A 12,618-nucleotide genomic window follows, 5' to 3' on the forward strand; every position below is an offset into this window, starting at 1 on the left:
GCCGACCACCCCGAGCGGACAAGTCGCGGCCAAGGCACGAAGCCAGTCAGTCGGAGGGTCACACCCGAGGCGGTCGACCACAGCCCAGCACCATCAGGCTGCGCTGTCGATCCTCACAGTCAGTCGGCGAGGAAGGAGAGCAGGTCGGCGCGGGTGAGGACCCCCACCGGCTTGCCGTCCTCGACGACGAGCACCGCGTCCGAGCCCTCGAGCTCGTGGCGGGCCGTGGACACCGGCTCGCCGGCGCCGACGAGGGGCAGCCCGGGTCCCATGTGCGACTCGACCGAGTCGGCGAGGTGGGCGGCACCGGTGAACAGGGCCTCGAGCAGCTCGCGCTCGGACACCGACCCCGCGACCTCGCCGGACACGACCGGGGGCTCGGCCTTGACGACCGGCATCTGCGAGACGCCGTACTCGCGCAGGATCTCGATGGCGTCGCGCAGCGTCTCGTTCGGGTGCGTGTGCACGAGGGCCGGGATGTCGCCGGCCTTGGCGTGCAGGACGTCGCCGACCGTGCGCTCGCCCTGGGTCTTCATGAAGCCGTACGAGGCCATCCAGTCGTCGTTGAAGATCTTCGAGAGGTAGCCGCGGCCGGAGTCCGGGAGCAGCACGACGACCACGGCGTCGTCCGGCAGGTCCTTGGCCACGCGCAGCGCCGCGACGACCGCCATCCCGCAGGAGCCGCCGACGAGCAGGCCCTCCTCGCGGGCGAGGCGGCGGGTCATCTCGAAGGAGTCGGCGTCGGAGACGGCCTCGACGCGGTCGACCTGGTCGGGGTCGTAGGCGCTGGGCCAGAAGTCCTCACCGACACCCTCGACCAGGTAGGGCCGGCCGGAGCCGCCGCTGTAGACCGAGCCCTCGGGATCGGCCGCGACGACCTGGACGCGGCCGCCCTCGCGGTCGGCCGAGACCTCGCGCAGGTACCGGCCGGCGCCGCTGATGGTGCCGCCCGTGCCGGCCCCGGTGACGAAGTGGGTGATGCGGCCGTCGGTGTCGCGCCAGATCTCCGGGCCCGTCGACTCGTAGTGCGAGAGAGGGCCGTTGGGGTTGGAGTACTGGTCGGGCTTCCAGGCCTTCGGGGTCTCGCGGACCAGCCGGTCGGAGGTCTCGTAGTAGGAGTCCGGGTGGTCCGGGGCGACGGCGGTCGGGCAGACGACGACCTCGGCACCGTACGCGCGCAGCACGTTGCGCTTGTCCTCGGAGACCTTGTCCGGGCAGACGAAGATGCACGAGTAGCCCTTGCGCTGGGCCACGAGCGCGAGCCCGACGCCGGTGTTGCCGGAGGTCGGCTCGACGATGACGCCGCCGGGCTGCAGCTCGCCGGAGGCCTCGGCGGCCTCGACCATCTTCAGCGCGATGCGGTCCTTCACCGACCCGCCCGGGTTGAGGTACTCCACCTTGGCGAGGACGGTGGCCCCGATGCCCTCGGTGACGGAGTTGAGCTTGACGAGGGGGGTGTCCCCCACGAGGTCGGCGATGTGCTCGGCGTACTTCACGCGCGCCATCCTGTCACGCGTGGCGGGCGGTGAAGCGCGCGCCGTCGACGACGACCCGCTCGACCGTGCCGCGGCCGAGCACCGTGCCGTCGGCGGCCGTGGCCTCGACGTCGAGGGCCAGCCGGCGCCCGTCGACCGCCGCGAGAGCGGCGCGCACCGTGACCTCGGACCCGACCGCGCTCGGGGCCAGGTGGTCGAGGACGACCCGCGTCCCGACGCTCGTCGCGCCCTCGTCCAGGGCGCCGGCGAGCGCTGCGACGGTGGCCGCCTCGGCCCAGGCGAGCAGCCGCGGCGTGCCGAGGACCGGCAGGTCGCCGGAGCCGAGCGCCGCGGCCGTGTCGGCGTCGGACACCGTGCGGATGACCTCGGCCGAACGTCCCGGGTGCAGGTCCATCCGGCCAGCGTAAGGCGGTGGCGTGCCGATCCCGGGTCCAGCGTCGGCGGGCGGCGTTACCGTGGACGTCCGACTCGTGGGAGGAGGACCCACCGCCGATGGGACGTGCCCGCCGTGCCCGCAGGATCGCCGCCACCGCCGCGTACGGCGGCGGCGGGCTCGCTGCTGCCGGAGCCGCGCTCGGGGCCCTGGGGTACGGGGTCATCAAGGCCGAGGCCGCCCTCGCGCGGCGGGTCATCGGCACCCCCTTCGACGACTCCCCGGACGACAACGGCCTCTACGGCGCCGGGCGGGGCGAGCCGTGGGAGGTCGTCGTCATCGGGGACTCGTCGGCCGCGGGCATGGGCGCCGACCACCCGCAGGAGACGGTCGGTGCCATCGTCGCGAACGGGGTGGCCGCCCTCACCGGCCGGGCCGTGCGGGTCACCAACCGGGCCGTCGTCGGCGCCGAGTCCAGCGACCTCGAGCGCCAGCTGGCCAACGCCCTCGAGGACGTCATGCGCCCCGACGTCGTCCTCGTGATGATCGGCGCCAACGACGTCACGCACCGGATCGAGCGCACGGCGTCCGTGCGCCACCTCGAGCAGACCGTCCGCCGCATCCGCGCCCTCGGCAGCGAGGTCGTCGTCGGCACCTGCCCCGACCTCGGCACCATCGAGCCCATCCGCCAGCCGCTGCGCTCCCTCATGAAGCGCTGGTCGCGCGACCTCGCCGCGGCCCAGACCGTCGCCGTCGTCGAGGCCGGGGGCCGCACGGTGTCGCTCGGCGACCTGCTCGGGCCGGAGTTCGCCGCGTCACCGCGCGAGATGTTCAGCCGCGACCAGTTCCACCCCTCGGCCGCGGGCTACGCGCGGGCCGCGGCCGCGCTGCTCCCGAGCGTCTGCGCCGCGCTGCGGGTGTGGGGCGCCGACACCCACGACCGCCCGCCGGAGCCCCGGCGCGGCGAGGGCGTGGGCCCGGTCGCCGTCGCCGCCGGCCAGGCCGTGCGGGAGGCGGGCACCGAGGTCGCGCCCACAGAGATCGCCGGGTCCGACCGCGGCCCGCGCGGACGGTGGGCCGTGCTGCTGCGACGTCGCCCGGGACCCGTCGCCCCGGCGCAGGGTCCGTCCACCGACGTCACGACACCGCGCACCGACGACACCGCCCCCAGCGGGTCGCCGGGCTGACGCGCGCACCGGCCGACGCGCAGCCGCGCGCGTCAGGCCTCGGGGACGACCGCGTCGACCTCGACCTCGACCTTCCACCGCTCGTCGAGCAGGCCCGCGACGACGACCATCGTGCTCGCGGGCCGGATGTCGCCGAAGATCTCGCCGTGCACCGCCGACACCGCGTCGACGACGTCGACGTCGGTGATGTAGTGCCGGGTGCGGATGACGTGCTCCGGCCCGCCGCCGAGCTCGGCGAGCGCGCCGAGCGCGATCTCCCAGCAGCGTCGGGTCTGCTCGCCGGGGTCCTTGGGGACCTGCCCGCCGGGTCCGATCGGTGCCGTGCCGGAGACGGCGACGTGCTGGCCGACGCGGACGGCGCGGGCGAACCCGACCGTTCCCTCGTACGGCGACCCTGACGATGCCCGGCTGCGCGTGGTGTCCATGGGCTCATCCTGTCCCTCCCGGCGCGCGCGCACGACCCCTGCGCGGCGTGGTCCCTGCCACCGGCGGCGAGACCGATCCCACAGGCCCCACGAGGTTCCCTCCGCCGCGCGGAGCGCCTAGGCTGGCAGGTCCGTGGTGAGCGCTTGCTTACCACGCGCGTCGCCGCTTCGCGGCACGCGCGTCGACCACCCTCAGGAGGACCCGTGACCGAGGCCGTCATCGTCGCCACCGCCCGCACCCCCATCGGCCGGGCCTTCAAGGGGTCGCTGCGCGAGATGCGGCCCGACGACCTGTCGGTGCAGGTCGTCCGCGGGCTCCTCGAGCAGCTGCCGGGGCTCGACCCGACGACCGTCGACGACCTGTACTGGGGCTGCGCGGACCCCAGCGGCAAGGCCGGCAACAACATGGCCCGCGTCATCGCCGTGCTCGCCGGGCTCGACGGCCTTCCCGCCGCGACCGTCAACCGGTTCTGCGCCAGCTCGACGCAGACGATGCGGATGGCCTTCCACGCCATCAAGGCCGGCGAGGGCGACACCTTCGTCGTCGGCGGCGTCGAGTCGGTGTCGACGAACGCGGCCTTCCGGGGCGCCGGCGAGTCCGACCCCGACGCCCTCAACCCGGTCTTCGCCGGGGCGATGGAGCGCTCGGCCGCGATGGCCGCCTCGAACGAGACCTGGTCCGACCCGCGCGAGGGCGGCTCGCTGCCCGACGTCTACCTCGCGATGGGGCAGACCGCCGAGAACGTCGCGACGCTGCGCGGCGTCTCCCGCGAGCGCCAGGACGAGTGGGGCGTCACGAGCCAGAACCGGGCCGAGAAGGCCATCGCGAACGGGTTCTTCGAGCGCGAGATCCTCCCCGTCACGCTCGCCGACGGCACCGTCGTCACGCGCGACGACGGCCCGCGGGCCGGCGTGACCCTCGAGGCGGTGCAGGGCCTGCAGCCGGTGTTCCGCGAGGGCGGCACCGTGACGGCGGGCAACTGCTGCCCCCTCAACGACGGCGCGTCGGGCGTCGTCGTCATGAGCGACACCCGGGCCCGCGAGCTCGGCCTGACGCCGCTCGCGCGCATCGTCTCGACCGGGGTGTCCGGTCTGTCGCCGGAGATCATGGGCCTCGGTCCGGTCGAGGCCTCCCGGCAGGCGCTGAAGCGGGCCGGGCTGTCGATCGGCGACATCGACCTCTACGAGATCAACGAGGCCTTCGCGGCGCAGGTGCTGCCGAGCGCCGACGACCTCGGGATGGACCCCGAGAAGCTCAACGTCAACGGCGGCGCCATCGCGCTGGGGCACCCGTTCGGGTCCACCGGGACGCGGATCATGACCACGCTGCTCAACGGGCTCGAGGAGCGCGACGGCACCTTCGGCCTCGAGACGATGTGCGTCGGCGGCGGCCAGGGCATGGCGATCGTCGTCGAGCGCCTCTCCTGACCCGCTCTTCACTCGACTTCTTGCGAGTTCGGCCGCCCGACACCCCGTAGCCGCGGCGTGTCACCGGTGGAACTCGCAAGGAGTGATCAAGGCAGGGCGCGGCGCAGGGCGGTCAGCCGCTCGCTGAGGTCCGCCCCGTCGATGGCGTCGGCGGCACACGCGTCCCAGACGACGACGGCCAGCTGGTCGACGAGCACGGCGGAGCCGAGGTCGGGTACCGGCGTCCCCGGCGCGGTGGTGGCGGCGACGGCCTCGACGAGCTCGCGCACGAGCGGCCCCGCGAGGTTCGCCCGGTCGACGGAGAGCTCGGACCACCGGCGGCGGATGCGGTCGAGCTCGACCCGCGCCGCCTCGGGGACCGGGTCGACAGACGACGGCGCCGGGGCGGGAGGTCCCACCCCGGCGCCGGCCGGTCGAGCGTCGGTCACTCGCGCATCCGGGCGAAGAGGCGCAGGAACTCGATGTACAGCCAGACGACCGTGACGATGACGCCGTGCGCCAGCAGCCACGAGTACTTCTGCGGCGCACCGGTGCGGATGGCGTACTCGATGGAGTCGAAGTCCAGCGCGAGGCTGAAGGCGGCGAGGCCGACCGCGAAGAGCGAGATGCCGATCCCGAGGTTGGTCGTGCCGCCGATGCCGAACGGGGAGTCCGTGAACACGGCGACCCCGAAGTTGACGACCGCGAAGATCGCGTAGCCGAAGATCGCCATCGTCATGATCCGGCGGAACTTGGCCGTGACCTTGATGAGGCCGAAGCGGTAGGCGAGGAACATCCCGACGAACGTCGAGACCGTCGCGAGGACCGCGGTGGGGACCACGCCCTCCCAGCCCGGCACGCTGTTGAAGAACTGGGAGACGGCGCCGACGAACAGGCCCTCGACGACCGCGTAGCCGACGATGAGCGGCACGCTGAGCGTCTTCTTGAAGGCGATGACCAGGCCGAGGACGAGGGTGGCGATCATGCCGCCGACCCAGACCATGAGGCCGAGGGACTGGTTGGTGGCGGCGATCCCCCAGCCCACGGCGCCGAAGCCGAGGACGAGCGCGAAGAGGGCGAGGGTCTTCATGACGACGTCGTCCATCGTCACGGCGCGGTCGGTGCCCGGGCGCAGCGCGGACGGCGCGGAGTACATCTCCTGGAGCTGCTCGGCGCTCATCTCGGCCGGCGGGGCCGTGGGGGCGGGGCCGCCGCCGAAGCCGGCGTAGCCACCGCGGGCGTCCTTCTCGAGTCGGTTGAAGGCCGGGTTGTTGGCCATCGATCCTCCGTGCTGTTCGTGGCGGTGGTGGTCACCGTCGTTCGTATCAGCGTAGACGTTCGGGCATCTTCCTGAGTTCCCGCTGAGAGGCCCTGGGGTCGACCGTCGCCGCGCCCCGGCATGCGGGCTACGGCGCAGTACCTGTCGCGATCACGACGAGTACTGCGGCGTAGCTGGGGTCTTCACCGGCGGGGGCTGGCGCCCCCGACGGGAACCGTCGGCCTCACTCCGTTCGGCCTCCTCCCGACTCCCCTCGGGTGCGCTGGCGCGCCCCCGACGGGACACCACCGCTCTCACTCCGTTCGAGCGTCTCCCTGACTCCCGGCGGGGGCTGGCGCCCCCGACGGGAGTCGAACCCGCACCTGTGGCGCTTTTAAGGCGCCTGCCTCTGCCGGTTGGGCCACGGGGGCGCGCCCACGGTAGCGCGCCCCCGCGCCGGTGCCGCTCAGCCCGTGGGGCTCGGCGTCGGGGCCGGCGTCGTGCTCGGTGCGGGCGACGCAGCATCCGTCGAAGCCGGCGTCGCGCCCGGCAACGGGGACAGGGTCAGGGGTGGCGTCCAGCCCGCCCCGGAGCCCGACCACGGGTCGCGGTCCCCGATCGCGAGCGGGAAGACGTCCGTCGCGACGTCCACCGACCCGTCGGGCCTGGTGGGCAGACCCTCGGGACCCGTGTCCAGCATCGTGGGGTTCGTGTACACGCCGCGGCCGTCCTGGGTGAGCACCCGCGCGCCCTCGACCCGGTGGCCCTGCGCGTCGTAGACGTAGAGGTTGCCGACCTCCGCCCCGTCGAGCACCAGCCCGGGTGCCGGATACGCGTCGGACGGGGCCGGGCCGTCGCCGGCTCCTCGCTCCAGGTACCAGAGCGTCGCCGGCAGGAGCAGGACGACCGCGAGTACGTTGCCTGCGACCACGACGGCGCGCAGCCCTCGAGGCGTCGACGCGTGTGCCATCCACCGCCTGAGCACGAACGAGGCAGCAGCGCCGAGCGCGGGCAGCAGCACGCTGTGACCGGTTCCGAGCACCATCGCGACCGCCCACCCGGCCACGAGTCCGCGGAGGACCCACCAGACCGGCTGGAGGTCACGCAGCCACGGCCAGCGGTCCACCGCGCCGGTCCCAGCGCTCCAGAACGCCGCCGACACCTCGGCGAGCCATCCCGGCGACGGCGGCGCCTCCACCGGTGCCGTCCGAAGGGGAAGTCCTGCGGCAGAACGCAGCTCGGCCGCGTACTCCTCGGGCTCCCCGAGCAGGTCCCCGAGCCGGATGTCCCCCTCGGCCGCCCGCTCGGCGAGGTCGGCCTCCATCCCGAAGGTCAGCTCCTCGACGTCGTCGGCCGGCAGGTCGGCGAGCCAGGCGCGCACCGCCCCGATGTAGGCGCGGACGTCCTCGGTGCGCTGCTCGCTCGTCACGGCGCTCACGACGCCACCCCCGCCCCGGTGAGCAGACCGTCCATCGTGGCGACGAATCCGCCCCACGTCTTCGCCTGGGTCTCGAGCACGTGCCGTCCCTCCGGGTTGATGCCGTAGTACTTGCGATGCGGCCCCTCGTCCGAGGGCACGACGTACGACGTCAGCGCTCCCGCCGCGTAGAGCCGGCGCAGCGTGCCGTAGACCGAGGCGTCGCCGACCTCCTCGAGCCCGGCGTCGCGCAGCCGCCGCACGATGTCGTAGCCGTAGCCGTCCTCGCCCGCGACGACCGCGAGCACCGCGAGGTCGAGGACCCCCTTGACCAGCTGGGTGCCGTCCATCGCCACCTCCCTTTCCTGTGGACCGCACAGTACTACGCAGTCCGCAGTACCGCGCAGACGACGACACCGGCGTGTCGTCGTGTGGGTCAGCGCGCCACCGAGAGGGCGATGCCGTCGAGGATGTCGTGCTCGCTCGTGACGACGCGGACTCCGTCGGAGCGCACCGCGACCCGTCCCAGGACCTCGTGCCACACCAGGGCGCCGGCCCCGATGACGTCGACGCGGCCGGGGTGCATGTACGGCAGCGCCGCCCGCTCGGTCCGCGACATCGCGAGCAGCTCGCGGCACGCGGCCCGGTGGGCGTCGAGCGGCACCTCGGCCAGGTGGATGGCGTCGCGGTCGTAGCGCCCGAGGCCGAGGGCGTGCGCGGTGACCGTGGTGATCGAGCCCGCGAGCCCGACGACGGCCCCGAGACCGGACAGGTCGACGAGCTCCTCCGCGGCGTCCAGCGCAGCGGCCACGTCGGCGCGGGCGGCGACGACCTCGTCGTCGGTGGGCGGGTCACCGGCGAGGTGCCGTTCGGTCATCCGGACGCAGCCCACGTCGACCGACCGTCCGACCTCGACGTCGTCGGTGCCGCGGACCAGCTCGGTGGACCCGCCGCCGAGGTCGACGACGAGGTACGGGCCCGGGACGCCGAGCCGGCGCAGGTCGCCCGTGGCCCCGGTGAAGGACAGCCGCGCCTCGACGTCACCGGCGACCACCTCGGGCGCCACGTCGAGGTCGCCGAAGGCCGCGACGACACCGGTGACGAACTCGTCGGCGTTGCGGGCGTCACGGGAGGCCGAGGTCGCGACGAACCGGACGGCCCCGGCGCCGAGCTCGCGGCACCGCGCCGCGTACTCGCGGCTCATGGCCAACGTCCGCTCCATCGCCTCCGGGGCGATGACGCCCGTGCGGTCGATGCCCTGGCCGAGCCGGACGACCTCGGTGCGTCGCTCGACGTCGGTGAGCAGGCCGTCGTCCCCGACGTCGGCCACGAGCAGGCGGATGGAGTTCGTGCCGCAGTCGACAGCCCCGACCCGACGCGTCACGAGCCCTCTCCCGCAAGCGTTTCGGAACAGGGAGCGCGCTCCCACCACGGCTCGAGCAGGGCCAGCGCCTCGTCGCCGAGCGGGTTGACCCCCGGCCCGGCCCCGAGCGAGTGGGCGGCGAGCACGTGCAGGCACTTGACCCGCGTCGGCATCCCGCCGGCGGAGATCCCGGCGACCTCGGGGACGTCACCGAGCTCGGCCCGCCGCGCGAGGTAGTCGTCGTGGGCGCGCTCGTAGGCGGCGCGCAGCTCGGGGTCGGCCTCGAGCCGGTCGGTCATCTCCTTCATGACCCCCTGACTCTCGAGCGTCGAGAGCGCACCGGTGAGGCGGGGGCAGGTGGCGTAGAACGAGGTCGGGAAGGGCGTGCCGTCGGGGAGGCGCGGCTCGGTGCGCACGACGTCGGGTTCGCCGCACGGGCAGCGGTGCGCGACCTCGGCGACGCCGCGCACCGGTCGGCCGAGCTGGCGGGTGACGGCGTCGAGGTCCTCCGGCGCGACGGGCGGGAGGTCGGCGGCAGGGCTCACCGCTGCGCCCCGGGTGCGTCGGCGGTCCGCACCGACTGCCACACCGTCGAGTACCAGGGAAGGGTCGAGACGGGTTCTCCCGCACCGGGACCGACGACCGCGGGGGTGTCGGCCGACTCCGGCTGAGGGTCGAGGACGGTGTACGACCGCTCCCCCGGCCGGACGAACTTCAGCCGCTGGCGGGCCTGCTGCTCGACGTAGGCGGGGTCGTTCCAGCGCTCGCGCTCGGCCCGCAGCTCGGCGACGTCGGCCTCCTGCGCGGCGACCTTGTCACGCAACGCCGCGATCTGACCGCGCTGGTGCACCCACGCCGCCACCGACGACGCGAGGAGGACGACGATGAACACCCCGATGGCCGCGAGCACGACGCCGCGGCGGAGCATCCGGTTCGAGGCCGCGCCCCCGACCCGTCCGCGCCACCCCGACGGCGAGCGGCGGACGACCTTGGCCGTGGTCGTCGACGTCGTCGAGGGGCGCGGGGCCGCGGAGGCCGAGCGGGTGGTGGCGGGCCGGGTCGACCCCCGACCCGACGCCCGCGCCGACGACGCCTTGGCCGAGCCCTTCGCCGACCCCGAGGCCGACGACGGACGTGCCGCGGACCCGCGTCGCGGAGGTCGCGACGCGGGTCCGGTGCTGCGGCTCGAGGCCATCGGCTGCTCCCCCGGGTGCCTGCGGCTCAGGCCCGACCGGCGGTGAAGCGGGGGAACGCGCCGGCGCCGGCGTACTCGGCGGCGTCGTCGAGCTCCTCCTCGATGCGGAGCAGCTGGTTGTACTTGGCGACGCGCTCGGAGCGGGCCGGCGCGCCGGTCTTGATCTGGCCGCAGTTCGTCGCGACGGCGAGGTCGGCGATCGTGACGTCCTCGGTCTCGCCGGAGCGGTGGCTCATCATGCAGCGGTAGCCGTTGCGGTGCGCGAGGTCGACGGCGTCGAGCGTCTCGGTGAGCGAGCCGATCTGGTTGACCTTCACCAGGAGTGCGTTCGCCGTACCGGTCTCGATTCCGCGGGCGAGGCGCTCGGGGTTGGTGACGAAGAGGTCGTCGCCGACGAGCTGCACCTGGGTGCCGAGGCGGTCGGTCATCGCCTTCCAGCCGTCCCAGTCGGACTCGTCGAGCGGGTCCTCGATGGAGACGAGGGGGTAGGAGGCGACGAGGTCGGCGTAGTAGTCGATCATCTCGGCCGAGGTCTTGGCCCCGCCCTCGAAGGCGTAGGAACCGTCCTCGTGGAACTCGGACGCGGCGACGTCGAGGGCCAGTGCGATCTGCTCGCCCGCGGTGTAGCCGGCCCGGCCGATGGCCTCGACGATGAGGTCGAGCGCGGCGCGGTTGGACTCGAGGTTCGGCGCGAAGCCGCCCTCGTCGCCGAGCCCGGTGGCCAGGCCCTTCTCCTTGAGGACGGCCTTGAGCTCGTGGTAGACCTCGGCGCCCCAGCGCAGGGCCTCGCGGAAGGACTCGGCGCCGATCGGCGCGATCATGAACTCCTGGATGTCGACGTTGGAGTCGGCGTGGCTGCCGCCGTTGAGGATGTTCATCATCGGCACGGGCAGGACGTGGGCGTTCGGGCCGCCGACGTAGCGGAAGAGCGGCAGGTCGGCCGAGTCGGCCGCGGCGCGGGCGACGGCGAGGCTGACGCCGAGGATGGCGTTGGCGCCGACCTTCTCCTTGTTGGCGCTGCCGTCGATGGCGAGCATCTCGGCGTCGACGAGGCGCTGCTCGCTGGCCTCGAAGCCGAGGAGCTTGGGGCCGAGCTCGTCGATGACCGCGTCGACGGCCTTCTCGACGCCCTTGCCGAGGTAGCGGCTCTTGTCGCCGTCCCGGCGCTCGACGGCCTCGAACGCGCCGGTGGACGCGCCGCTGGGGACCGCCGCGCGGGCGACCGTGCCGTCGTCGAGGGCGACCTCGACCTCGACCGTGGGGTTGCCGCGCGAGTCGAGGATCTCGCGCGCGCCTACTGCCTCGATGCTGGCCACATCGGCTCCTGTGGAGTGGGTGGGAAAGGGTTCGTCCCCGAGCGTAGCCCCGGGGGGCGGGCCCGCCCGCGACCGACCCGCTCCCCGGACGCCCCGACTCGGGACCGGGGCTCGCGAGCCGCCTTCCGCCGGTCGAGCCGCCTGCAGGGGGCTCGTCCGGCGCGACCCGGCTCGTCGGGGCCGCGACCTGTGGAGAACCCGACGGCGATGCCCCGCTCTCGCGTCACAGTGGGCCGATGACCGACCTCGACCGGCTGCTCTCCGAGCACGGGCTCCTCACGACCGCCGAGGCGCGGAGCCGGGGACTCGGCGAGCACGAGCTGCGCCGGGCGGTCGGGAACGGCCTGCTGCGGCGGGTACGCCGCGGTGTGTTCGCCGCTCCGTCCGCCTGGGACCCCGCCCCGCCGTGGGAGCGCTTCCGGCTCACCGTCGTCGGCGTCCTCCTCGGGCACCCCGGGTGGGCCGCGTCGCACCACGCCGCCCTCGCGGTCCACGGGCTGCCACTCGTCGGGGTCGACCTCGGCCGGGTCGACGTCGTGGCCGACGTCGGGACGAGCAAGCGCCGGGACGGCGTCCACGTGCACCGAAGGACGGTCCCGTCGGTCGAGGTCGGCGGGCTCCGGGTGGTGCCGGTGGCCGAGGCCTGCGTCGCCACGGCCGCGGCCGGAGGGCTGGAGCCCGGCCTCGTCGCGATGGACGCCGCCCTGCACTCCGGACGCTGCGACCGCGCGGACCTGGGTCGAGCGGTCGCGGCGCACGGCGCACGGACGGGGGCCGAGCGCGCTCGTCGGGCGGTGGAGCTGGCCGACCCGGCCGCCGAGAGCCCCGGAGAGACGCGCACCCGGATGGTCGTCGCGTCCCTCGGCGTCCCGGTCCGCAGCCAGGTCGAGGTCCACGACGCGCTGGGTTTCGTCGGGCGGGTCGACCTCCTCGTCGGCGGTCGGGTGGTCGTCGAGTTCGACGGGCTGACGAAGTACGCCGGCGCGGACGGTCCCCACGCCCTGGCGCGCGAGAAGCGCCGCGAGGAGCGGCTGCGCGACGCCGGCTACCGGGTCGTCCGCGTCACCTGGGCCGACCTCGAGCGGCCCGCGCAGCTCCTCGCGCGCGTGCGCGCAGCGCTCGCCGCGGCGGCCGCCTGACCCGGACGAGCCGCCTTCCGCCGGTCGAGCCGCCTGCAGGGG

Annotated in this window: 15 protein-coding genes and 1 tRNA gene; 4 read left to right on the top strand and 12 right to left on the bottom strand. The window is 74.3% G+C overall.

Annotated elements, in window-relative coordinates; translation table 11 throughout:
- Positions 1-119: 119 nt before the first annotated feature.
- Complete coding sequence (locus JQN70_RS16755) at positions 120-1,496, bottom strand: cystathionine beta-synthase (RefSeq protein ID WP_204132525.1); 1,377 nt, start codon at positions 1,494-1,496, stop codon at positions 120-122.
- A 13-nt stretch (positions 1,497-1,509) separates the two neighbouring features.
- Positions 1,510-1,890 carry a thioesterase family protein gene (locus tag JQN70_RS16760; RefSeq protein WP_204132526.1) on the bottom strand — a complete coding sequence of 127 codons (381 nt, stop codon included), beginning with the start codon at positions 1,888-1,890 and terminating at the stop codon, positions 1,510-1,512.
- Positions 1,891-1,988: 98 nt separating this feature from the next.
- Between JQN70_RS16760 and JQN70_RS16765 the strand changes: the two genes are divergently transcribed.
- Positions 1,989-3,056, top strand: coding sequence for an SGNH/GDSL hydrolase family protein (locus tag JQN70_RS16765; protein ID WP_204132527.1), 1,068 nt, complete (start codon positions 1,989-1,991; stop codon positions 3,054-3,056).
- Positions 3,057-3,088: 32 nt separating this feature from the next.
- On the opposite strand, the gene JQN70_RS16770 is transcribed toward JQN70_RS16765, so the two are convergent.
- Entirely contained in the window at positions 3,089-3,481 is a 393-nt protein-coding gene (locus JQN70_RS16770; RefSeq protein ID WP_204132528.1) for a RidA family protein, read from the bottom strand.
- A 204-nt stretch (positions 3,482-3,685) separates the two neighbouring features.
- Here JQN70_RS16770 and JQN70_RS16775 point away from each other — a divergent pair, with 204 nt between their 5' ends.
- Positions 3,686-4,909, top strand: a complete 1,224-nt coding sequence (locus JQN70_RS16775; protein WP_204132529.1) for an acetyl-CoA C-acetyltransferase — start codon at positions 3,686-3,688, stop codon at positions 4,907-4,909.
- An 86-nt stretch (positions 4,910-4,995) separates the two neighbouring features.
- On the opposite strand, the gene JQN70_RS16780 is transcribed toward JQN70_RS16775, so the two are convergent.
- The 8 genes from JQN70_RS16780 to JQN70_RS16815 form a co-directional block, all read right to left on the bottom strand.
- Complete coding sequence (locus tag JQN70_RS16780) at positions 4,996-5,337, bottom strand: hypothetical protein (RefSeq protein ID WP_204132530.1); 342 nt, start codon at positions 5,335-5,337, stop codon at positions 4,996-4,998.
- Positions 5,334-6,167, bottom strand: a complete 834-nt coding sequence (locus JQN70_RS16785; RefSeq protein WP_204132531.1) for a Bax inhibitor-1/YccA family protein — start codon at positions 6,165-6,167, stop codon at positions 5,334-5,336. Before JQN70_RS16785 ends, JQN70_RS16780 begins: the two co-directional genes overlap by 4 nt.
- Before the next feature lie 332 nt (positions 6,168-6,499).
- Positions 6,500-6,577, bottom strand: a tRNA-Leu gene (locus tag JQN70_RS16790).
- Positions 6,578-6,612: 35 nt separating this feature from the next.
- Entirely contained in the window at positions 6,613-7,584 is a 972-nt protein-coding gene (locus JQN70_RS16795) for a hypothetical protein (RefSeq protein ID WP_204132532.1), read from the bottom strand.
- Entirely contained in the window at positions 7,581-7,913 is a 333-nt protein-coding gene (locus tag JQN70_RS16800; RefSeq protein WP_204132533.1) for a PadR family transcriptional regulator, read from the bottom strand. The genes JQN70_RS16795 and JQN70_RS16800 overlap by 4 nt, the downstream gene beginning before the upstream one ends.
- A gap of 86 nt (positions 7,914-7,999) precedes the next feature.
- Positions 8,000-8,947 (bottom strand): Ppx/GppA phosphatase family protein, encoded by a 948-nt coding sequence (locus JQN70_RS16805; RefSeq protein ID WP_307836046.1) that lies wholly within the window; start codon positions 8,945-8,947, stop codon positions 8,000-8,002.
- Positions 8,944-9,471, bottom strand: coding sequence for a DUF501 domain-containing protein (locus JQN70_RS16810; RefSeq protein WP_204132534.1), 528 nt, complete (start codon positions 9,469-9,471; stop codon positions 8,944-8,946). The genes JQN70_RS16805 and JQN70_RS16810 overlap by 4 nt, the downstream gene beginning before the upstream one ends.
- On the bottom strand, positions 9,468-9,836 hold the full coding sequence (locus JQN70_RS16815; protein ID WP_204132535.1) for an FtsB family cell division protein: 369 nt from the start codon (positions 9,834-9,836) through the stop codon (positions 9,468-9,470). The genes JQN70_RS16810 and JQN70_RS16815 overlap by 4 nt, the downstream gene beginning before the upstream one ends.
- Here JQN70_RS16815 and JQN70_RS16820 point away from each other — a divergent pair.
- The gene (locus JQN70_RS16820; RefSeq protein ID WP_204132536.1) at positions 9,811-10,167 is read left to right on the top strand and encodes a hypothetical protein; all 357 of its coding nucleotides are present in this window, start codon (positions 9,811-9,813) and stop codon (positions 10,165-10,167) included. The genes JQN70_RS16815 and JQN70_RS16820 overlap by 26 nt on opposite strands.
- Here the strand turns inward: JQN70_RS16820 and eno are convergent.
- Positions 10,148-11,437, bottom strand: a complete 1,290-nt coding sequence (eno, locus tag JQN70_RS16825) for a phosphopyruvate hydratase (protein WP_204132537.1) — start codon at positions 11,435-11,437, stop codon at positions 10,148-10,150. The genes JQN70_RS16820 and eno overlap by 20 nt on opposite strands.
- Positions 11,438-11,673: 236 nt before the next feature.
- Here eno and JQN70_RS16830 point away from each other — a divergent pair, with 236 nt between their 5' ends.
- Positions 11,674-12,576 (top strand): type IV toxin-antitoxin system AbiEi family antitoxin domain-containing protein, encoded by a 903-nt coding sequence (locus JQN70_RS16830; protein ID WP_204132538.1) that lies wholly within the window; start codon positions 11,674-11,676, stop codon positions 12,574-12,576.
- Positions 12,577-12,618: the final 42 nt, after the last annotated feature.

It is taken from the genome of Phycicoccus sonneratiae (genome assembly GCF_016887965.1).
Taxonomy (GTDB): Bacteria; Actinomycetota; Actinomycetes; order Actinomycetales; family Dermatophilaceae; genus Phycicoccus; species Phycicoccus sonneratiae.

What these genes read in the sequence shown, in the direction of transcription:
- JQN70_RS16765 (WP_204132527.1), top strand. Translation starts at nt 1,989, where the DNA reads ATGGGACGTGCCCGCCGTGCCCGCAGGATCGCCGCCACCGCCGCGTAC.
- JQN70_RS16820 (WP_204132536.1), top strand. Translation starts at nt 9,811, where the DNA reads ATGAACACCCCGATGGCCGCGAGCACGACGCCGCGGCGGAGCATCCGG.
- JQN70_RS16770 (WP_204132528.1), bottom strand. Translation starts at nt 3,481, where the DNA reads ATGGACACCACGCGCAGCCGGGCATCGTCAGGGTCGCCGTACGAGGGA.
- JQN70_RS16785 (WP_204132531.1), bottom strand. Translation starts at nt 6,167, where the DNA reads ATGGCCAACAACCCGGCCTTCAACCGACTCGAGAAGGACGCCCGCGGT.
- JQN70_RS16760 (WP_204132526.1), bottom strand. Translation starts at nt 1,890, where the DNA reads ATGGACCTGCACCCGGGACGTTCGGCCGAGGTCATCCGCACGGTGTCC.
- JQN70_RS16830 (WP_204132538.1), top strand. Translation starts at nt 11,674, where the DNA reads ATGACCGACCTCGACCGGCTGCTCTCCGAGCACGGGCTCCTCACGACC.
- JQN70_RS16800 (WP_204132533.1), bottom strand. Translation starts at nt 7,913, where the DNA reads ATGGACGGCACCCAGCTGGTCAAGGGGGTCCTCGACCTCGCGGTGCTC.